This window comes from Shewanella sp. 0m-8, assembly GCF_052977265.1.
Map to the genome: position 1 here is coordinate 55,879 of NZ_JBRIMB010000018.1, position 21,475 is coordinate 77,353.

A 21,475-nucleotide genomic window follows, 5' to 3' on the forward strand; every position below is an offset into this window, starting at 1 on the left:
ATATAGAGCCTTAAACTTGTTGTGATACAGAGTCCTTAACGGCTGTTAATATAGAGTCCTTAACGGTTTTTAATATAGAGCCTTAAACTTGTTGCGATACAGAGTCTTTAACGGCTGTTAATATAGAATCCTTAACGGCTTTTGAAATAGAGATAAACGCCAAATTTGAAACTAGGGGTAAATATGAAGTCGTTTAAACAATCACTTGGTCGAATGTTTGTTATTTTCGCCATGCTATGGCTGCCTTTGCAAAGTGCATCGGCTGCTCCTTACCAAGAAGGTGTCGATTACGTCAAAATTGGCGGGATCCCAGAGACGACGACGCCAGTAGTACGTGAGTTCTTTTCATATAATTGCGGCCACTGTTATCGCCAAGATCCATTCTTTAAACAGACTGCAGATCTTCTCGGCGAAGAGGTTCAATTTGAGCGAACGCCTGTTGGCGCTGGTCGCACTAGCTGGATTTTAAGTCAGGAGGCTTACTATCTAGCGCAAAAGTTTAATGTGACCAAGCAAGTTCACGGTAATATCTTCACCCGTATACATGAGCAAGAGGGCGCTTTTACACGGCCTGAACAGTTAAGAGACTTTTTTGTAAGTCAGGGGCTTAATGCACAAGAGGTTGAAGCGGCGATGAATTCGACAGACGCTAAGCTCGCCTTGATGAATTATGATACTCAGGCTCAATTAGCTGAAATTCGCGGCGTACCCTCGCTTGTGGTTAACGGTAAGTACCTTGTAAAGAACCCGGGTAAGACACCAGAGGATTTAGCCAAACTGGTACGCTACTTGAGTACACTTGAGGAAGACAGCAAGCCATAACGGATTTTGCCTTATAGCCTTCTTGTTATTGATAAGCTCACTTAACCGTGGGCTTTTTGTTATTCAAACCCCAATAATCACAGCGTTCAAAATCACAGATGTTCAAACATCACAGCGCTCAAAATTACTGATATTCAAAAATCATATTGCTCAAAATTACAGGCCACCATAATCACTAATACCTCTTCCCAAAGGATAATCTCACCACATCACCAAGCGCGATGCTTTCACAAAGAATATGAAGGTAAAGAACACGCACGTTAAAGGCTTGAACTGTGCCTTTCTTCGTGCGAACAGTGTTCTTCGTACTGAGGCGCTTTTAGTTAATAATGAGCTCAGCTGAGGCGAAACATACCGCTATGAAAATTGTGAGGGATGTGATAAAACCAAATAAAACTAGAGTCTTATGCTCGATAGTTTACCGTGAAATTGATAAGTTATTGAAAATAAATTGTTTGAGGAAAGGATGTAGAGACCTCTACATCCTTTCCTCAAACTGCAAAAGTACTGTTTGGCGTAATACTGTTTGGCAATGATGGAGTATGAATGAACATTGAAGTTAATCTCGACAGGAATATAAATGAAGATGAAGTTATCGATTTATATAAGGCGAATGGATGGTCTTCTGCTGATAAACCCGTAGAACTGATGGCTGCATTAACAAACTCTCACTCTTTAGTAACCGCTAGGTTTAATGGCAAATTAGTCGGTTTAGGAAATGCCATATCTGATGGCCACTTAGTAGTTTATTATCCTCACATGCTGGTTCATCCGGATTATCAAGGGAAAGGTATTGGGCGAAAAATGATGGCAGTGTTCCAATCAATATACGGTCATTTGCATCAACAAATGCTAACGGCAGACGGCGAGGCTATAGATTTTTATAAAACCTTAGGTTTTGTGCGCGCGGGTAAAACTGAGCCTATGTGGATATACTCGGGAACGGAGCATTAACGGCATAACAAACACGGCTAAGCCGCCTTCTCATCGCGTATGTTGAACATGCCCTGACTCGTTGCAGTGATGTGTTACTGTGATTTGTTTTTGGGCGTTTTGATTGAGGGACATACCATAAAGTGGGTTGTTACGTTATATTGACACCATTGACTTAAGTACGGGCTTGCAACAAAGAAACTGCTATGGAACAAGACGCTATAAAAGAACACATCCAGCTATGGTTATCTCGGACAGTTGCAACTGGAGCTGTTAGAGACTTGTTCGATTCTTCAATCGCAATGGGTTGTGATATCGGCAATATTAGGCCAGAAAATCAAGATAGAGTTGCATGCGTACAAGTGCAAGTATCTGCTACTCACTCTTTCATCATTGGGATTTTATGTGATGGAATGGGGGGAATGGCCTCAGGTGCACAATGTGCTAGCCTAAGTATCGGTTCATTTATAAGCAGTTGTATAAGGAATCGACAGCGTTCCTTGGCTGAGCGATTAATAAAGGCTGTTGAAGATGCAAACACCGATGTTTATTCACTCTTTCAAAGTAACGGCGGCGCGACCTTATCGGCTTTTATTTACGATAGTCATGGCCAATTTGAAGCTATAAATGTGGGTGACAGCCGTATATACGCAAATTTTGCTCACGGTATTAAACAGTATTCTAAAGATGATACTTTTGCAGGGCAAAATGCAGATGCGGCAGGGGTACATTTAAGTAAAGGCTTGTTGCAATATGTCGGGGTTGGTCCTGAATTAAAAGCACAATTAGTGGGCTTGCCAAAGTACCGTAATATAAAACGGCTCATTTTGACGTCTGATGGCGCGCATTACATTGAAGCGAATACCTTTAAGCAAATTTTGAATCAGAAGTTACCGGCCTGCGAGCTTTGTAACAGACTCATTCAAGTTTCAAAGTGGTGTGGTGGCTATGACAATACCTCAGTGTTAATTGTAAATGACGTGCTCAATCTTTTTGCGCAGCCAGAGCAAACATCTTTACCGCCTGGTACGGTTAAGCTTTGCGACCCGTTTGGGGAAATACAATTTATCGGTGCGATAGCACCAGTTGACAAGGTATAAAACTCTGTCGACTAGGCTAACCTTAATTAATATCTTACTGATTTATAATGGTTAGCCTTTTTATTGAGCCTAGTTTCAGTTTTGTACTTGCTAGTGGGTAAATAACACTGCTGTCTTTGATGTGAATGTTAATCATGAAGTTATTTTTGAAGCGGTTGTTGTTACTGTGGATCTGGATTCTCTTAAGTTTTAATCTTGGTGCGAATGCTGGAAATACCGCGGTATATGGCGCCTTAATGCCTTTGGGACCATCATTTATGGCTGGTGATTATGTTAGCTATGGCTTTTGGTCTAATGATATTGAACTTTATATGCTGCTTCTGTGGTTTATCGGATTAGTGACTTTTTTATTCAATCGTAAACTGATCGTTTTATATTTTTTAGTGTTAATTTTAGCTCAAGCCGTGTTCATTGAGATGGTTAATGACCAATTATTAACATTGACCGGTTATCTGTTGCTTATTCCCGTAGAGCTTTGTTATTTAATGGCATCATTCATAGTCCTCAAAAAACATCCTACTAAAAAAGCTCTAGGGCAGGCATAAGGCTATTGTGGCTTAAGTTTAATTGGGTCAGTCATACGCCTTACTGCCCAATCTTTCCCTGATCAGTCTTGGCCGCTTTACTGAATTTGTTACCGAGCTCTTTGCAATTTAAGTATGTAGTTGCTTTCGCATATTATTAGTCTGACCTTCTTAAATCCATTTCCAGAATAGGACCGTTTAACGTAGTTTTGTAATCAGTCACTAGGTATGAGACATGTTGTTTTTTTGTTCGCACGCGTTATTTTGTGGTTACATTTGATGTGGCTTAAATAAAGGAGTATGTAAAACTAGTTCTGATGTCATGTTTACTATATTTTTCAGCATATTCTAATGCAGGTAATATTAATCCCTACCCTTACCCTGTAATTGAGTGTAAGGCATGCAGCATAGAAGAGATAGAAGTTGTAGTTTCTAAATTGGCAAAGCTTGATGAAGTTTTGACTGTTGCATTAGTTGACCCATACAAAGGGAAAGCATATGCGTATAGTGTAGAAAATATATAGATAAGCATAGCGTAGCTGAAGATGATAACGCACGGCACCTTTGGCGAACTCAAAGATGCTGGTGGCAATACTATTGCTGTTACCGCTGAATGCCCCTGGTTAAACAACCAACAGGGTAAAAGCTGCATCCCAGCGGGCACATATCAAATAAGCCGTCATCAAAGACCGAGCAAGGAAGTCTGCCTCGCTATTATAGGCCCTACACTAGGCGTCTTACCTAGTCGAGGAGTTGCTTGGCTTTAAACTAAATTTTTATCTTAATCACTCTAAGCCAAAGCTTGTGACTCGACTTTTGCCAAACTTATCGACCAACAGAAGTACAGCTTTTTTGCCAAACCACCCGAACCGTTCTGCCAAACTTCGCGGCGCGCTACAATTTTTGGCTATTTTCGATTACTACCTTGGTCTAAGGTTTTGCTTGAAAAACACTCAAGCGTTACGTTGGCGTCAACTTGTAACTACTTGTTAATTAGTTGTTTTTTGGTTTATGCCTCTAAGGTTTCCGTTAGCGTTAGACTAAGGTCGCGATTGTTGTTCCCTCAGTGCTTGTTAGATTAACTCATGACTTAATATAAAAATCAGCACATGGGAGTCACTATGAGTTTTGAAAGCAATGAGAAGGCAGAGGGATATTGGCGCGAGAATTTGCGTCTAGTACTTGGTTTACTGGCCATATGGGCTGCGGTGTCATTTGGCTGCGGTATTTTATTAGTAGATGTGCTCAATGAGATCCATTTCATGGGCTTTAAGCTAGGGTTCTGGTTTGCACAACAGGGTGCAATGTATGTGTTTGTGGCACTTATTTTTGTCTATGTCGCTAAGGCGAACGCATTAGACAAAAAATATGATGTACATGAAGACTAATTCTAACCCAGCCTAACCCATATAATAAGGAATCATGAGATGGACGTACAAACACTAACATATCTGATTGTAGGGTTTACATTTGCCCTGTACATCGGAATCGCGATTTGGTCTAGAGCCGGATCAACCAAAGAATTTTATGTTGCAGGCGGTGGTGTTCACCCTGTAATGAACGGAATGGCTACCGCTGCCGATTGGATGTCTGCAGCGTCATTTATCTCACTCGCGGGTATTGTTTCATTCGTCGGTTACGACGGTTCGGTATACCTCATGGGTTGGACTGGCGGCTATGTTCTATTAGCGCTTTGTATGGCGCCATACCTTCGCAAGTTTGGTAAGTTTACTGTGCCTGACTTTATTGGTGATCGTTATTATTCTCAAGCCGCGCGTACGGTTGCAGTCGTGTGCGCCATCTTCATCTGCTTTACTTATATCGCCGGACAAATGCGTGGCGTAGGTGTTGTATTCTCCAGATTCCTTGAAGTTGAAGTTGATACGGGGGTTTATATCGGTATGGCGGTGGTATTCTTTTATGCTGTGTTAGGTGGCATGAAGGGGATTACCTATACGCAGGTTGCACAATACTGTGTACTTATTTTTGCTTTCATGGTGCCAGCTATCTTCATTTCGGTGATGATGACAGGTCATGTTATTCCACAAATTGGTTTTGGTGCTGAATTAGTCGATGCTGCTGGTAATGGCACGGGTGAGTTCTTGCTTGATAAACTCGATGGATTGTCCACAGAGCTTGGCTTTTCCCAATATACTGAAGGTTCTAAGAGCATGATTGATGTGTTCTTTATTACTGGCGCATTGATGTTCGGTACAGCGGGTCTGCCCCATGTTATTGTGCGTTTCTTCACTGTACCTAGAGTGAAAGATGCACGTGTATCTGCGGGTTGGGCACTTGTCTTTATCGCTATCATGTACACCACTATTCCTGCGCTTGCGGCGTTCTCTCGTGTGAACATGATTGAAACCATTAATGGTCCTGAAATGGCGGGTACACCTTATGAAAACGCACCTGAATGGATTAAGAATTGGGAAAAGACAGGATTAATTCAGTGGGAAGATAAGGATGATAACGGCCTTCTTTATTACTCAAATGGTCCTGAAAATGAGATGAAGATTGACCGCGATATTATGGTTCTTGCAACACCTGAAATAGCTAACCTACCAGCATGGGTGATTGCACTGGTGGCTGCTGGTGGTCTAGCGGCAGCTCTATCTACCTCTGCGGGATTATTGCTTGTTATCTCTACATCGGTATCGCATGACTTATTGAAGAAAAACTTTATGCCGGATATCTCCGATAAGAAGGAGTTGTTGTATGCACGTATTGCCGCTGCTGCCGGTATTGTGATGGCAGGTTACTTTGGTATTAATCCACCTGGGTTTGTGGCTGCGGTGGTCGCGATTGCTTTCGGTCTGGCTGCATCGTCACTGTTTCCGGCAATCATTATGGGGATTTTCTCTAAGACAGTGAATAAAGAAGGTGCCATCTCAGGTATGGTTACGGGTCTATTGTTTACAGCGTCTTATATTGTTTACTTCAAGTTTATTAACCCAAGTGCTAACACTGCTGACAACTGGTTATTTGGTGTTTCACCAGAAGGTATCGGTCTATTAGGCATGTTGATTAACTTTGGTGTGGCATTTGCCGTCAGCAAAGTAACCTCAGCAGTTCCACAAGATGTAGTTGATATGGTTGAGTCAATTCGTTTCCCTAAAGGCTCAGGAGAAGCACAAGATCACTAATTGATGTGACCATTGTGAGACAAACACAAAGAGCGCTTCGGCGCTCTTTTTTATATTGGCTAACACTGGCCTTTAGTCGAATAGAGCTAATAAGGAAAAGCGCGATATAGTAAATGATCGTTTGTTTGCGGGAATAACTTAATGGATGCCAGCGAATTACAGCCCATCATGCAGTTTTTACAACAGAGAGTCCCATTTGATTCGTTAGATGAAGGTGCCTTATCTCGCTGCTGCCATGCCTTAACAATTGGTTATTACAGTAAAGCCTCTGCTTTTGTGCCGTTAGATCCTAATCACCTTCAGCTTTATATTGTGCGCAGTGGAGCGTTTGAAGTCCGTGATAAAAATGGTGAATTGCTCGATAGGCTAGCTGAAGGAGACTACTTTGGTTTTCCTTCGTTACTATCGGGTGAAGAAGCCAGTAACCGAGTCGCGATTTTAGAAGATGGTCTGGTTTATCACTTGCCTCCACAGATGTTTGACTATTTGAGAAAAGAGAGTCGTGAGTTTGACCGTTTTTTCAATCGAGCTTTTGCAAAACGGCTGCGACATCAAGGGCGGTTTAAAGCTAAAGAGCTGACGACGACTAGTCGCGTCACTACGTTAATGTCGACCTCTCCTTTGACGATAGACATGAAAGCGACAGTCTCTGAGGCGAGCAGATTGATGCGGGACTCACGTGTGTCGTCGGTTTTGGTTATTGATAATCATAAATTAGTCGGGATCTTAACCGATAAAGATCTGCGTAATCGGGTCTTGGCGGAAAACTTTGATGGTCACTTGCCTGTGCATCAAGCGATGACAACCACACCAGTGACGATAGAGTCTAACTCTTTAGTATTTGAGGCGATGCTGTTGATGAGTGAGCACAATATTCATCACCTTCCCGTTGTTGATCATGGTGTGGCAACTGGTGTGGTAACCAGTACCGATATATTGCGGGGGCAAAGTTCGCAACCACTGTTGCTTATCGGTGAAATTGAGCGGCAAAAAGACCTGCAAAGTTTAATTCAGGTGAGTAAACAAATTCCATTACTGCTGCAAAACCTGATCAGTGCCGATGCTAGAGCCGAGGAGATTGGTCGAGTGTTGACCTCGGTAACTGATGCTTTAACGCGGCGTTTGATTGTGCTCAATCAACAAATATTAGGTGAGGCACCAATGGCCTTTTGTTGGTTGGCTTTTGGGTCGCAGGGACGACAAGATCAAGCGGCATGTTCAGATCAAGATAATGGCTTATTGCTTGCCCATGAGCCGGATGAAGCTGCACAAGGTTATTTTGATGCTCTGTCTCATGCAGTATGCAAAGGCTTAGACGAATGTGGCTATATTTATTGTCCTGGCGATATTATGGCGCAAAACCCTAAGTGGCGAATGTCGCTCGAGAAGTGGCTGCACGTCTTCAACAGATGGGTGAATACACCTGAGCCTAAGGCGTTGATGCATGCGAGTATTTTTTTTGATATGCGCTCAGTTTATGGTCCCAAGACGTTATTTGATGGTTTGCAAGACACGGTACTTAATAATACGAAAGGTAACGATATCTTTCTCGCGAGCTTGACCGGTAACTCATTAACGAGCGCGCCACCGCTTGGTTTCTTCAGAAAGTTTGTTTTAGAGCGCGATGGCAGTGAAGTGAAGGGGATTGATTTAAAACATAAAGGTAATGCCTTGATTAATGACATTGCAAGGGTGTATGCGTTATCTGCTGGCATTAAAGAGGTTAATACCGCCAAGCGAATTCGTGCCTTGATGGATCAAAATATCATTAACCGCAAAGATGCACTCAATCTTGCCGACGCCCATGAGTTTATTGCGCATATGCGTTTGTCTAATCAGGGCTATCAGTACACGCATTCACTGCCTGTGACTAACTACTTAATGCCGCAAAACCTATCTTCCTTAGTGAGGCACCAGTTACGTGATGCATTTAAGGTGGTGCACGATGGGCAGGTTGGGCTCAAGCTTAAAATGATGCGAAGTTACTAGGTAGTCGATATTTAGGGTGCGATAAAAAGGCTAAATCTTGAGAAACTTATATTTAAAAACTCGGTTACAGTTAAATGCATTGCTCAGTAAACAAGAGGTGATAGCTGACTATTATCGGGCGTTAACTCTGCAGTTATCTATGCCTTTACCTCAGGTTCCCTTGATGGCGTTTGATTTGGAGATGACAGGACTTGATAGCAAATTAGACCAAATTTTGAGTATTGGGCTTATTCCCATTGAAAACGGTTTGCTTCAAGTCGCAAAATCTAAGCATCTTTTGGTGAGTATCGAAGGGAGCGTAGGTGACAGTGCCGTTATTCATGGCATCGTTGACAGTCAACTGGCGCAAGCTGTTAGTGTTAAGCAAGCGATGGCGTGGTTTTTGGCTCAGACCCAGGGGCATGTATTAGTGGCTCACCATGCACCTTTAGATCTGTGCTTTTTAAAAGCCGCACTGCAACGTTGTTACGGCCAGACCGTACAATTTGTCGCGATTGACACCATGGCTGTTGAGAAGAAACGTTTACTAAGGCAGCATGATGTGCTTAAAGAGGGCACATTAAGACTTGATGCTTGTCGAAAGCGTTATGGTCTGCCTGTTTACGCAGCCCATAATGCAGCGGTTGATGCGTTATCTTGCGCAGAGTTACTCTTAGCTCAGATGGCAGGTATCGCGGGTAATGATGAACTGAGCCTGCATGATCTATTAACTTAAGTATCGGCTAATGAAGTGATGCTTAGTTTGTGGTTATCTAAAACTAGCTTTAGCTAAGCTCGTCTTAACTAAGTCTGTTTTAACTAAGTCAGCTTCAGTTAGCTTAGTTGTGTTAATTGGCTTTACCTAAATTAATATCGTTAATTCTGGGGGCGTTCGGTTAGTTGGGACTAAGGCGCTTTATTTTCTTTCCCCACTTGATAAGAACTTGGTAAATATCTTCTTTTTGGTAGGGCTTACTTATAATTTCATTCATGCCACATTGGAAACATTGCTGTGTTTCAATTGAGGTGGTACTTGCCGTTAGCGCAATGATCGGCTTTTGGTAGCCTTTTAGTCTGAGCCTTTTCGTGGCTTCAAATCCATCGACCACAGGCATACGACAATCCATAAATACGATGTCTACCTGGTGCTGCTCTAGATAGCTTATCGCTTCTAAGCCATTTTTGGCGATAGCTGGCTTGATGTTATATTTGGCTAAAATCATCTCAATCAGCATTTGGTTCACAGAGCTATCTTCTACCACGAGTACTGTGATGCTATCGATTTGAACATCGGTTGCGGTTGGCGTCACCGCCTCTATTACCGCATCGGATCGCTTTAATGGCAAGCTGATATCAAATTGAGTGCCATGGCCTAACTGGGAGTCTAATTTGATTTTCCCGCCCATTTCACCGATTAAATATTTGCAGATTGCGAGTCCTAATCCAGTGCCTTCATAGGCACGATTACTGGAGTTATTGACCTGGGTGAATGGGTCGAACAAGGTATCAAGTTTATCTTGGGGGATCCCGCAACCCGTATCGGCTACCGAAAAACAGAACTCATCTTGCTGCCATTGGATTTTAACCGTAATTTTCCCTTGTTGAGTAAACTTGATGGAGTTACCAATTAGGTTGACCAGTATTTGTTTAATTCTGTCAGGGTCGCCGACTAAGGTTTCAGGTATATCTGTGTGATACTCAAACGCAAACTCTAGAGTGGACTCTTCAGCTCTGATTTTGAAAATATCGTAGACCATCTGGCAGAGCTTTTTAGGTGAAAAATCAACTTCTACTATCTGCAACATACCCGCATTCATTTTACTGAGATCGAGTAGGTCGTTAATGATCACCCGTAATAACTCACCGGATTGGTGCATAGTGCCAAGCAATTGATGCTGATGCGGCGTTAACTCAGTGTCACTCATAAGCTCTGCTGAGCCTAATAGACCATTGAGTGGGGTTCTGAGTTCATGGTTTATCATGGCAACGAAGTCTCTTGTCGACTGCTCAGAGAGTTCAGCTCGCTGCTTTTCTTTGATGGTTTTAGCCAGCAGTTCTTGTCGTTTATGAGCGGCGCTGATCATGTCACAAAAAAGCAGTAGCTGCTTTTCGATGGTGTGTTGCCAAGACCGAGGGGAGTCTAATACTAAGGTCAAGCTACCTAGTATCATTTCTTCAGCGTTAATAATGATTTTTATCTGACGGTAATCATCTGTCCAGATAAGCGGTGATAAGGCGTGGTTATCGGTGTTGATAAGCCCTTTATCACCAGCATAAAAAGAGTCGAATTTTAGCTCATCATTTATGGATTTAAATCTTATTTTACAGGATTTTATCTCATCAACCCCAATCAGATCGTCGAGTAAGCGTTGCAGCAAAATATTTGAGATCGGTTTTTGTAAAAATAGTTGATTAAAGTCCAAAAGGATTGATTCTAAATAGGTTTTAAAGTGCAGTAGAGCGATATCCTGCTCCGACTTTTCCTTTATGTTGATCAGTGAGTCTTCGACTCTTTGCTTGGCGATATAGAGCTCACGACTTTTTTCTTCCAATAGCTTTTCTGCAAGCTTTTTGGCTGCTTTTTCCCGTTCTATTTTCCTGGTCAGCAGTTCAACTCTTTTGCTTAACTCGTTTATTTCATCATTTGGCATAATAGACATGACCCTCAAATTAAATACAGGTCATGGTGAAGCGGACTTCAGATTGATCAGCGACAATCGGTTCCATTTTGATATCAATGTTTTCATTAAAGTGGTCGGCGCAGCCTTGGATAAGGCCAAAGCAAACATGGGCCATACAACGTGCAGATACATAGTCCATGATTAATTGGCTCTGTGTTGAGCTGATAAAGGTAAAGCTAGGAGGGTTCGAGTTGGGGTAGAGTTTTTTGACTTCGATATGTATATATTCTTCAACGCTTTTTATAAATTCAAACGTTGATGCCGATTGGCCTTCAAGCCCGGGCATGCTGTTATACAATATTTTGAAAATCGCTTTACCATAAATCTGTTGTAAGTCTTCTGCTGAGATCCCGGTAAGTTTACTTAAGGTGATGATCAGATTAACTAAGTCTTTGTGATCATAGGTCCCCACACTGGTATAAACGCCATCATTGTTGTTTTCATCTAACATCTGTTGGCAGATCTCTAAGCCAAAAGTGTTCTCAACAAGCTCAATAAACTCGGAAAAAATAATCCCTTTCATGTGCTGCTCCTTATCGGTTCCACACTATTTAAAGTAGTGTATTAACGGCAAGCATTCAATGCCTTAGATGACTTTGTATAGAGCTTTTTTATTTGTGTTAGACGGTCATCATCTTAAGCTCCAGCTTCTCTCTTGTGAGTGCGTGCCTTTTTACAGCCAGTTATGTGCCTAGGAAACAGGATATAGCACCGAGCTTAAGTATGTATCGTCTTTAGTTACATTTTTTATGTTCACCCATAGTCGGCAGTTGGATAGATTATCTATAGTTATACCCATCAGTATAAAGATGTGTTCGCTCAGCGAGACTCATTAACAGGAAGAATAAATGGCATTACCGCTAATATGGTTAGGCGCTGCTGCAGTGGGCGCGGCAATTGTGGCTGAAGAGCGAGAAAAGCAAAAGACGATTGCACTAAAGCGGCAGCAAGGCCAGGCAAGTGCTAAACATGTTAGTGGTCAGTCTGCCATACTGGCACCGAGCCTTTGGAAGACTGGGGCTAAAAAAGTCGAACCTATGCCTGGGGCGATAGTTTGTTGTTTTGTGTTTGGTGTGATCGAGCATACTGGAATTTGGCTAGGTGATAATACGCTGGTAGAACTACACGGCAGTGGTTTAGTGCGGGCGGTCTCAACCCAACGTTTTTTGGCGGGGCGCAGTGGCAGTCGTATCTATCAGGCCTGTAATCACTTGCACCAGCCGTTGATTGGCACTGAGGTGCTGCAAAGAGCGAAGCAGTCCATCTTTAGTTATCGAGAGTATGATTTGTTTGATAATAATTGCCACCGCTTTGTATGGCATTGTTTAAGTGGCGAGGAGCGGGCTTTATCGAGCTTTGGTAAACTAAATAATCAGATTGGTCGTTACTTTTCTGAAGCTGTCTATTGGGATGAGCTGAAATTGTAAAATCCGCTTTAAATCTGATATAAAAAAACACCGATATAAATCGGTGTTTTTATGTTTGCGAGAGTCAGTTTTTAACTCACCGTTTTAGCATTGAAAATGCTTTATCCGCAGAAATGTTTTACCGCTTTTGCAACAAGCTCGATACCTGTTTTATCGCAAGGTGGTAACTCTGCGTCGCTAGTATTAATTGGTGTGACTCTATCACCCCACTTAATTAATGCCGCAGCAGATGTTAGGCCAGCGCCAAATGCACAAGACAAAATGGTTTGGTTAGGCTGGATCTTGCCTTGCTCTAGCGCATCACAAATAGCAATTGGAATCGTCGCAGCAGATGTATTACCGTAGTTAGCAATATTCACAATCGCTTTTTCTTTCGGGATCTTCATACGGTTAATTAACGTATCAATAATACGCTCGTTGGCCTGATGAGGAATAACCCAGTCGATCTCTTCTTTATCGATACCACATTTTTCGATAACTTTAGCGCTTAGCTTACCCATACCGGCAATCGCGCGCTTAAAGATCTCTTGACCATTAAACTCGATATAGAAATCTAAAGAAGAGGCTTCAAATCTATCCATTGCAGTGCCGAAGCCTGCTTTAAGGATATCGCGACCATCTGGATCGTTATTAAGCTCGTAGCCTAAAACACCAATAGCTTCATCTGTGGCTTCAACTACAACTGCACCTGCGCCATCACCAAATAATACAGCGGTATCACGACGAGACCAGTCAAGGAAGAAAGATAAGCGCTCTGCACCAATCACTAAGACCTTCTTACACTGGCCACTTTTGATCTGTGAGCTAGCTAGACCTAAGCCATACAAAAAGCCACTACATGCAGCGTTGATGTCAAAAGCTGCGCAAGTAGCGCCGACATCAGCTTGCACTGTTGAAGCGATATTTGGGATCAGAGTGTCTGGTGTTGCAGTGGCTAGAATAATCATATCTAGTTCACTACCATCGATACCCGCTGCGGCGAGTGCTCGTTTAGCGGCAACAGAGGCCAGTTCAGAGGTGTTAACGTGACTTATATGTCTTTGGCTGATCCCAGTGCGCGGCTTAATCCACTCATCTGAGGTTTCGATAAATGTTGCAAGATCATGATTTGTTAGGGTTGCAGGCGGAACACACTTTCCCCAACCTGTAATAGTAGCGTACTGCATCTAGGTATTCTCTTAACTTAAAAGGCAGAACCTGAGCTCTGCCTTATGGGATCTGTATAAGTGAAGCTTAGCAATAAAATTGCTAACCAACAGTGAGCTAGCCCTCTTGTTGGCTAACTAATACGCGGATCGCTTCGGCAGCGTGTAGGATATGAGCGCGTAATAGTTGGACAGCTTTTTCGATATCTTTCTTCTTACAAAACTCAAGTAACTCACGGTGATCTTGTTGAGCTTTAGGTACACCGCTTGCTAAAAATAGCTGTAATCGAACGTAACGGTCACAGTTAGTATTTAATCCTTGAACCACTTCAAGAGTGTGTGGACGATTTGCCGCACTGTAGAGACAAGTATGGAATTGTGAGTTTAGACCACTCCAATTTTCAATTTGCTCTTCATCTTGGAAAGCCGCGTCCATTTCTTGCAGAATACTTTCGGCTTGGTTGAGATCTTCTTCACTTAAATTCGGTATTGACTTAGCAAGTAAGTCGCCTTCAATCAGTGCTCGTAAATCAAAAAGTTCGGTGACATGTTCTGCAGAAAGCAATGTTGCTGTAGCCCCTTTATGGGCTTCAAACTTAACTAAGCCTTCGGCTTCAAGTTGCAACAAGGCTTCTCTTACCGGAATTCGGCTAACATTCAATTCATCTGCTAAGGCGCTTTGACGTAAGGGTTTGCCTGCCGCGATTTCACCGGAAAGGATTTTTTCCCTAAGCACCTCGACCACAATTTGTGTGCGAGTTTTATGGACGATAGGTGTTGTTCTGCTCATAGTTCCCGATTTTTTTGTTATTAATACAAGTTGATCCGTCCTAGGTTACCGCTAATGCCATTATAATGAAAGGGGAACCGATGGTTTCCCTTTCATATTTTTGACATATTTAAAAAGTGATGACGCCTTTTTCACCTGCAATGACGCGGGTCGGCAACAAGCTTTCTGGCATATTTTGATAACATATTGGTCGTTCAAAACGCGCCATAGCCGCTGAACCTACAGAGGTTGTACGGCTATCTGTGCTAGCAGGATAAGGGCCACCATGGTTCATTGAGTGACAAACCTCTACACCCGTAGGCATTTGATTGAATATTAGGCGGCCAACATTAAAGGCAATCGCTTCAATCAAAGTTTTATTCTCTGCAAATTCAGTCGCTAAGCCGTGTACAGATGCAGTAAGTTGACCTTCAAGCTGCTCAGCGATGTCTTGCATTTGTGCGCTATCGTCACATTCAACCAGCACTGCACATGGGCCAAATACTTCCTGTTGAATAGCGTTTGATGCAAGAAAGTCAGTTGCAGTCACTTTTAACGCCGTAGGGCGTGTAAAGTGATTTGCAGGTGAAGACTCACCTTGAGCAATTAGTTCAACTTTAGGGTTGGCTAGCAACGCTTCAATCTGTGATTGGTATGCGCTAGCAATACCAGCAGTCAGCATGCTCGCAGCGCTTTGTGAAGCAACATCTTGTGCTAGCGTCGCTTTATAGCGATTTAACGCCTCACCTTTAACTGCCACAATGACGCCTGGGCTAGTACAAAACTGGCCGTGGCCCATAAGCATGGACTGCACTTGAGTCGAAGCCAGGCTTTCAGCTTGTTCTTCTAAAATATTAGCCAAAATAAACTGTGGGTTAGTTGAACCTAGCTCGCCATAAAATGGTATTGGCTCAGGGCGCGCAGCACAAAGATCCGATAAAATTCGACCGACTTTGAGTGAACCTGTAAAGCCAACAGCTTTGATCGCTGGGGAGGTGACCAGTTGCGTTGACACTTCTGGTGCAACGCCTTGTACTAAGTTAAATACACCGTTTGGCATGTCACATTTAACTGCAGCACGCTCGATTGCACGGCTAACCAATTCACTGGTTGCAGCGTGAGCGGGATGGCCTTTAACGACAATGGTACAACCTGCTGCAAGCGCCGATGCAGTATCGCCACCGGCGGTTGAGAACGCTAGCGGAAAGTTCGATGCGCCAAATACTGCTACCGGGCCAAGAGGCAAGGTGGTAAGTCTAGTATCGGGCTTAGGCAGTGGCTGTCTTTCTGGGTTAGCTAAATCGACATAGCGGCTATCGATAGGGTTTCTTAGGTTGCCCGCAAATAGTCGTAATTGGCCACAAGTACGGCCAGTTTCGCCCTGAAGGCGAGCCATTGGTAAACCTGTTTCTAAATGAGCTGTCTCTGTAATCGCTGCGATATCGGCTTGAATTTCATCGGCAATGGCTTCTAAAAACTCAGCGCGGCGCGTCGGCGCTAGGCTGCGGTATTGAGCAAATGCTTGCTTAGCCGCAGTTGTTGCACTTTCTACGATGCTTTTGTTTGCGTTAGCAAAGCGCCACACAAGTGCTTCATTGGTGACGGGATTGGTACTGTTAAATTCAGTGGCTTCGTTAGTCCAGGCACCGTTTACAAAATGCTGGCCAGAGATGTTAACTTTGTTTAAATCTGTCATGTTTACTCCTGAGTTTTAAAGCTCATTAAGAAATTCGTGCGGTTAGATGACTTGGAAGCCAAACGCGTACGGGTCGCTGTCATCAACCGTGATGGCATTTTGACCGATTATTCGTGCCCAACCTTTGATGCTTGGCATAATCGCTTTATGTTCGCCTACTGATGTTGCAGCTTCGATTCGACCGACAAATTGACTGCCGATAATACTTTCGTGGGTGTATTCATCTCCCACGTTTAATAAACCTTTGGTATAAAGTTGTGCAAGACGTGCACTGGTGCCGGTACCACAAGGCGAACGGTCGATGGCTTTATCACCATAAAAAACAGCATTGGCGCCATCTGAACCATCACTGATGGTATCGCCTGTCCAAAGCACATGGCTTATGCCGCTTACAGTAGGGTCGTCTGGATGAATACAAGTGAGTTGCTCTTGCGCGACTTTACGTACGATTGGGCTCCACTTTAAAATGTCACCGGCGCTCCAGTGGCGCAGCCCAGGGAAGTTTGTTTGTGGGTCGACGATAACGTAATAATTACCGCCGTAGGACACATCGACCTTAAGTGTACCCAGTCCTGGGATATCTAAAATTTGGTCTTGATGAGCTAAATAGGCGGCGACATTATAAATCTTTACCCAGTCCACTTTTTCGCCAGTTTGTTGATAATCGATTTTTATCTGTCCAGCGGGCACATCAATAATCAGTTGACCAGGCGTCTTTGCGGTTAATAGACCAGACTCAATGGCGGCGGTGATGGTGCCGATTGTGCCGTGGCCGCACATAGGTAAGCAGCCACTGGTTTCGATAAATAGGATTGAGGCGTCGGCGTTGTCTGAGCAAGGAGGATAAAGAAAGGCGCCTGACATCATATCGTGGCCACGTGGCTCAAACATCAATGCTTTACGGATCCAGTCATACTCTCGAAGAAAGTGTTGGCGTTTATCACTCATGGTGTCGCCAAGCAGGTGAGGGTGTCCGCTTGTTACTAATCTGACTGGGTTGCCACAGGTATGAGCATCAACACAAAAAAACGTGCCTTTTAGCATGTAAAACACTCCATTGTTATCGTTATTGATAAAGTGATTAAAGCCAGTCTTTTAATTTGCATTAAACGGCTGGCTATATAAACATCAAACTTTCAATTAGTCGATGTTGTACTTGTTTAAATCGATGCGAGTCTCAAGTGCTTGAGCAATAAGCTGCTCAACGTATGCACGCTCTTCACCGATAAGTGTTAGGCGAGGTAGACGTACATTTTCGTTACCACGGCCAACGATTTGCTCTGCAAACTTGATACATTGAACTAGCGTCGGGATAGTGCCCAAACGCAGTAGTGGCATAAACCAGCGGTAGATTTCACGCGCCTCTTCAATACGACCAGCGCGAGCTAGCTTAAAAAGGGTTACTGACTCACGCGGGAATACGTTAGTTAGACCAGAAATCCAGCCTGTTGCGCCAAGGAAAAGGCTTTCAAGAGTGATATCATCAACGCCACATAAGATGTTGAAACGATCACCGAAACGAGATCGCAGTTCAGTTAGACGGCGAGTGTCTGTTGTTGATTCTTTAATCGCCACGATGTTTTCTTCTTCTGCAAGAATCGCTGTCATTTCTAGGTTGATATCTACACCGTAACTTACAGGGTTGTTGTAGATCATGATTGGTAGGTTAGTTGAACGAGCAACAGTTTGATAATGAGTGACTACTTCACGGTTGGTACCACGATAAACCATTGCAGGTAGAAGCATAAGACCGTCAACGCCAAGCTTCTCTACATCTTGTGCATAAAGAGATGCAGCTTCAGCAGTATTTTCAGTACAACCAGATAGTACAAGAATACGGCCATTTACGGTTTCAACTGTGTGCTTGATGAATTCGCGCTTTTCTTCAGGGGTCAAAGAGGCATTTTCACCGATCGTGCCTAAAGCAATAATTCCGTTAATACCATCTCTTATTAGGTCTTCTAACATACGAGAATTTGATTCGTAGTTAATTGAACCATCTTCATTAAACTGTGTTGAGATTGCTGGAAAAACACCTTGCCAATTCACTTTCATATTAAGCCTTTATTACTGCGGTGTAGCGTTTGGAGTTAGGTGTAGATTGGTATATTGTATACGCATGTATTTAAATTGAAACCCTTTTGTTTAGAGAATGTATCTAAATAAATGATACTAAAACCACAGGAATTATTGTATACAATATCCAAGTATTAACGATGGAGCAATAAAAATATGCAGTCGATCACAATAAGCTCTGAATTAGCGAGCAATTTTAAAGATTTTGTCACTATAGATGCACACACAGAAGGCGAGCCGTTAAGGATAGTGATCTCGGGTTATCCAGAGATTAAAGGTGAGACCATTTTAGCAAAGCGCCAATACGTGCAAAAAAATTTGGATACCTACCGTAAATTACTGATGCACGAGCCACGCGGGCATGCCGATATGTATGGGGCGCTGATTACAGAGCCTGTGACAGCAGATGCCGATTTTGGCGTACTATTTTTGCATAACGAAGGTTATAGCAGCATGTGTGGTCATGGGATTTTGGCCTTGGTTAAGGTGATGTGCCAAACCGGCACAATACAATTAACGGATTCTCCTCGCATTATTAAAATCGATGCGCCAGCAGGCCTGATTACAGCAAAAGCTTATCGTGACCAAGTGGGAAAAATTCACGCTAGCTTTAAAAATGTAGATTCTTGGGCGGATGCGCTAGATTGCAGTGTGAATGTCGAAGGTTTTGGCGAGGTTAAATACGATATTGGTTTTGGCGGGGCTTACTATGCTTATGTTGATGCTGACGAGCACGGAATAAGTTGTGGTCAGGATAATGCACCGCAGTTGATTGATATTGGCCGCCGGATAAAGCATGCCGTTATGGCGACTCACCCGTTAGTGCATCCATTAGAAGAAGACTTAAGTTTTCTTTATGGCACCATCTTCACCTCTAAAAAGGTGACAAACCCAGAGGCGCATTCTCGCCATGTGTGTATTTTTGCTGACGGGGAAGTAGACCGTTCACCAACGGGGACTGGCGTTGCGGGGCGTATTGCCTTGTTATATGCCAAAGGCGAGGTTGAGCTAAATACTCCACTGATGATTGAGAGTATTGTTGATGGCAGAATGATTGTTAGTGCCTCCGCTAAATCAACTTTTCATGGTAAAACTGCGGTGATCCCAGAAGTATCAGGCCGTTCGTACATTACTGGAAAGCATCAGTTCTTTATTGATCCTGATGATGTATTTCAAGATGGTTTTATCTTGCGCTAGCCTAGTGGTTAATCAAGTGGGGAATGAGATTGGAGAAATATATATGAACGCCACGAGTCAGAGTCAGGTTCAAAGCCAAGGATTAAGCCAAAGTCATGCCGGTAAACTCACCATTGTTGGCGCAGGGATTGTGGGGCTATCGGCAGCGATTGAGCTACAACGAGAAGGGTTTAATGTCACTGTTATCGACAAAGAGGGCGCCGGAGCCGGAGCTTCTAAAGGTAATGCGGGTCACTTTGCGACTGAGCAAGTATTTCCTTTAGCGGATCCTGCAATGTTACCAAAGCTGCCGGGTATGCTATTGGATCCTTTAGGACCATTTCGCATTCAGCCGCAATATTTTTTTAAAGCATTACCCTGGTTTATGCGCTTCTTACACAATATGTTGCCATCGCGTAGAGCGAAAAACAGCCGTGCAATCAAGGCGCTGAATCAAGATTCTATCGCGGCAATGAAGTCACTCGCTGCATTTTGTGGCTGCGAAGACCTATTGGTTTTGAACGGGAGTTTATTGGTATTTGAAGGTACAGCAATAGAGGTCGTTCAAAAGGAGTTCCGCGCTTACGCTGATGCTGGCGTCGAGGTTCAATTGCTTAATGGGGAGCAAGTTAGGGCGCTTGAGCCTTCACTGAGTAACAATATTACCCATGGCTTATATTTTACTCATGTAGGCCACACTGGCGATCCGTATCGTTTATGCCAAGCGTTCGAGACAAAGTTTAAAGCCTTAGGTGGTCAGCTTATTACTGAAGAGGTTGTTAAGATAAACACGGCTAGAACCAGTTCAAGTATTCAGCTTGAGCTAGGCTCAGGTAATAGCGAACAGACTGATCGCTTGGTTATAGCCTCGGGTGCTTGGTCTAAGCCTTTTGCAAAACAATTAGGTTATTCTGTGCCGCTGGAAACCGAGCGTGGGTATCATTTGATGATGCCGCAAAAAAGCAGCCTGTCTCGTCCCGTCGCTTCATATAATCGCAAATTTATTATCACCCCTATGATTGACGGCACTCGCTTAGCGGGTACGGTGGAGTTTGGTGGTTTAAAAGCCCCCTTAGTTAATGCTAGAGCCGATTGTTTGTTCCCTCATGGTAAAGCCTTGTTGCCTGAGCTTTTTGCTGATGCTTCCGTCAGTGACGGCGAGCGTTGGATGGGCTTTAGACCGTCGATGCCCGATAGCTTGCCTGTGCTCGGGCGGAGTCAAAAACAAGCGAATGTATTTTTCTCTTTTGGGCATCAACATTTAGGGCTTACATGGTCGGCGCTAACAGCAAAACTGTTAACTCAAGAAGTACTAGGTCAGCAAGCTAATATCGACTTAAGCCCCTATAGGATTGATAGGTTTAACTAGTCTTGATTACTTTCAACCAGAATACAGGCTGATTATTTAAATGTCGGCGTCAGCGATTGTAAATGGAGTAGAAGCTTACTCTATTTACAATTCGCTTTAGGTGAATTTTATAGCTTACCCGACTATAGACTCGCTTAGGTGACAAATGATTGGGCTCTTAAAAGTTTGCGCTAGCCCAATCACTGAGTTTGTCTAAGGGTTTTGGAAACCCCAGCGAGTAAACAAAGCGATTTTCACTGTCTTCAAATACATTGCTATTTATACCCAGTAACACAAATCCCTCCTCGAGTAGTGCGCAGGCATCTTGATGACACTCAGTTTCGACGACTTTTGTAATTTTGAGCAAGATTGCTTGGGAGTTTTCGATTTCCAAGTTATCCAGGTTCTCCATGCTTTCTGTGTTCTCCATGGTCATCCTTATGCATAAGCTTCTTAGGGTATTGATATGATTAACCTAGCACATCTACGCCGATGTGACACAAACCTGAGTAAGTGAATGCATAGCTGGAAATCGCTGTTCTCAACATGATTACCACTTTTGCTAATATGAGCTTATCGCGGGTGGCTTATTTGCTGGCGAGTCTGCAGCGCACTACAATGAATAGGGCTGTTGGTATATTTAGAGGCTATACCTTCACCTACG

Annotated in this window: 20 protein-coding genes; 12 read left to right on the forward strand and 8 right to left on the reverse strand. The window is 43.3% G+C overall.

Annotated elements, in window-relative coordinates; translation table 11 throughout:
• Nucleotides 1-183 precede the first annotated feature (183 nt).
• From ACVBIO_RS10870 to ACVBIO_RS10910, 9 genes are all read left to right on the forward strand, one after another.
• Complete coding sequence (locus tag ACVBIO_RS10870) at nucleotides 184-822, forward strand: thiol:disulfide interchange protein DsbA/DsbL (protein WP_447161698.1); 639 nt, start codon at nucleotides 184-186, stop codon at nucleotides 820-822.
• 546 nt (nucleotides 823-1,368) lie between these two features.
• Nucleotides 1,369-1,776: a GNAT family N-acetyltransferase gene (locus ACVBIO_RS10875; protein WP_447172578.1), complete on the forward strand. Its 408-nt coding sequence runs from the start codon at nucleotides 1,369-1,371 to the stop codon at nucleotides 1,774-1,776.
• A 185-nt stretch (nucleotides 1,777-1,961) separates the two neighbouring features.
• Nucleotides 1,962-2,855 carry a PP2C family protein-serine/threonine phosphatase gene (locus ACVBIO_RS10880; protein WP_447164445.1) on the forward strand — a complete coding sequence of 298 codons (894 nt, stop codon included), beginning with the start codon at nucleotides 1,962-1,964 and terminating at the stop codon, nucleotides 2,853-2,855.
• Between the two features lie 134 nt (nucleotides 2,856-2,989).
• Entirely contained in the window at nucleotides 2,990-3,400 is a 411-nt protein-coding gene (locus ACVBIO_RS10885; RefSeq protein WP_447172579.1) for a hypothetical protein, read from the forward strand.
• Nucleotides 3,401-3,924: 524 nt separating this feature from the next.
• Nucleotides 3,925-4,146 carry a DUF5675 family protein gene (locus ACVBIO_RS10890; protein ID WP_447172580.1) on the forward strand — a complete coding sequence of 74 codons (222 nt, stop codon included), beginning with the start codon at nucleotides 3,925-3,927 and terminating at the stop codon, nucleotides 4,144-4,146.
• Between the two features lie 354 nt (nucleotides 4,147-4,500).
• Entirely contained in the window at nucleotides 4,501-4,767 is a 267-nt protein-coding gene (locus tag ACVBIO_RS10895; protein WP_012277650.1) for a DUF4212 domain-containing protein, read from the forward strand.
• 39 nt (nucleotides 4,768-4,806) lie between these two features.
• Nucleotides 4,807-6,525 (forward strand): sodium:solute symporter family protein, encoded by a 1,719-nt coding sequence (locus ACVBIO_RS10900; protein ID WP_447161693.1) that lies wholly within the window; start codon nucleotides 4,807-4,809, stop codon nucleotides 6,523-6,525.
• 141 nt (nucleotides 6,526-6,666) lie between these two features.
• Nucleotides 6,667-8,514 (forward strand): DUF294 nucleotidyltransferase-like domain-containing protein, encoded by a 1,848-nt coding sequence (locus tag ACVBIO_RS10905; RefSeq protein WP_447172581.1) that lies wholly within the window; start codon nucleotides 6,667-6,669, stop codon nucleotides 8,512-8,514.
• A 37-nt stretch (nucleotides 8,515-8,551) separates the two neighbouring features.
• Entirely contained in the window at nucleotides 8,552-9,229 is a 678-nt protein-coding gene (locus ACVBIO_RS10910) for an exonuclease domain-containing protein (RefSeq protein ID WP_447172582.1), read from the forward strand.
• A 160-nt stretch (nucleotides 9,230-9,389) separates the two neighbouring features.
• Here the strand turns inward: ACVBIO_RS10910 and ACVBIO_RS10915 are convergent, their stop codons facing one another.
• Together ACVBIO_RS10915 and ACVBIO_RS10920 are read right to left on the reverse strand one after the other, a co-directional pair.
• Nucleotides 9,390-11,153, reverse strand: a complete 1,764-nt coding sequence (locus ACVBIO_RS10915) for a hybrid sensor histidine kinase/response regulator (protein ID WP_447161690.1) — start codon at nucleotides 11,151-11,153, stop codon at nucleotides 9,390-9,392.
• Between the two features lie 10 nt (nucleotides 11,154-11,163).
• Nucleotides 11,164-11,697 carry a heme NO-binding domain-containing protein gene (locus ACVBIO_RS10920; protein WP_447161689.1) on the reverse strand — a complete coding sequence of 178 codons (534 nt, stop codon included), beginning with the start codon at nucleotides 11,695-11,697 and terminating at the stop codon, nucleotides 11,164-11,166.
• Nucleotides 11,698-12,022: 325 nt separating this feature from the next.
• Here ACVBIO_RS10920 and ACVBIO_RS10925 point away from each other — a divergent pair, with 325 nt between their 5' ends.
• Nucleotides 12,023-12,601, forward strand: coding sequence for a lecithin retinol acyltransferase family protein (locus ACVBIO_RS10925; protein WP_447164448.1), 579 nt, complete (start codon nucleotides 12,023-12,025; stop codon nucleotides 12,599-12,601).
• Between the two features lie 101 nt (nucleotides 12,602-12,702).
• Here ACVBIO_RS10925 and ACVBIO_RS10930 read toward each other — a convergent pair whose 3' ends face one another.
• From ACVBIO_RS10930 to dapA, 5 genes are all read right to left on the reverse strand, one after another.
• The gene (locus tag ACVBIO_RS10930) at nucleotides 12,703-13,767 is read right to left on the reverse strand and encodes a beta-ketoacyl-ACP synthase 3 (RefSeq protein ID WP_447161687.1); all 1,065 of its coding nucleotides are present in this window, start codon (nucleotides 13,765-13,767) and stop codon (nucleotides 12,703-12,705) included.
• Between the two features lie 97 nt (nucleotides 13,768-13,864).
• A complete protein-coding gene (locus tag ACVBIO_RS10935) occupies nucleotides 13,865-14,536 on the reverse strand; it encodes a GntR family transcriptional regulator (protein ID WP_447172583.1) in 672 nt (223 codons plus the stop codon).
• A 109-nt stretch (nucleotides 14,537-14,645) separates the two neighbouring features.
• Nucleotides 14,646-16,211 (reverse strand): aldehyde dehydrogenase (NADP(+)), encoded by a 1,566-nt coding sequence (locus ACVBIO_RS10940; RefSeq protein ID WP_447169616.1) that lies wholly within the window; start codon nucleotides 16,209-16,211, stop codon nucleotides 14,646-14,648.
• A gap of 42 nt (nucleotides 16,212-16,253) precedes the next feature.
• Complete coding sequence (locus tag ACVBIO_RS10945; RefSeq protein ID WP_447161684.1) at nucleotides 16,254-17,255, reverse strand: 4-hydroxyproline epimerase; 1,002 nt, start codon at nucleotides 17,253-17,255, stop codon at nucleotides 16,254-16,256.
• Nucleotides 17,256-17,351: 96 nt separating this feature from the next.
• Nucleotides 17,352-18,266 (reverse strand): 4-hydroxy-tetrahydrodipicolinate synthase, encoded by a 915-nt coding sequence (gene dapA / locus ACVBIO_RS10950; RefSeq protein ID WP_447172584.1) that lies wholly within the window; start codon nucleotides 18,264-18,266, stop codon nucleotides 17,352-17,354.
• A 177-nt stretch (nucleotides 18,267-18,443) separates the two neighbouring features.
• Between dapA and ACVBIO_RS10955 the strand changes: the two genes are divergently transcribed.
• Together ACVBIO_RS10955 and ACVBIO_RS10960 are read left to right on the forward strand one after the other, a co-directional pair.
• Nucleotides 18,444-19,484 (forward strand): proline racemase family protein, encoded by a 1,041-nt coding sequence (locus tag ACVBIO_RS10955; protein WP_447164451.1) that lies wholly within the window; start codon nucleotides 18,444-18,446, stop codon nucleotides 19,482-19,484.
• Between the two features lie 43 nt (nucleotides 19,485-19,527).
• Complete coding sequence (locus ACVBIO_RS10960) at nucleotides 19,528-20,832, forward strand: NAD(P)/FAD-dependent oxidoreductase (protein ID WP_447164452.1); 1,305 nt, start codon at nucleotides 19,528-19,530, stop codon at nucleotides 20,830-20,832.
• A 157-nt stretch (nucleotides 20,833-20,989) separates the two neighbouring features.
• Here the strand turns inward: ACVBIO_RS10960 and ACVBIO_RS10965 are convergent, their stop codons facing one another.
• Complete coding sequence (locus ACVBIO_RS10965; RefSeq protein ID WP_447161680.1) at nucleotides 20,990-21,241, reverse strand: hypothetical protein; 252 nt, start codon at nucleotides 21,239-21,241, stop codon at nucleotides 20,990-20,992.
• Nucleotides 21,242-21,475: the final 234 nt, after the last annotated feature.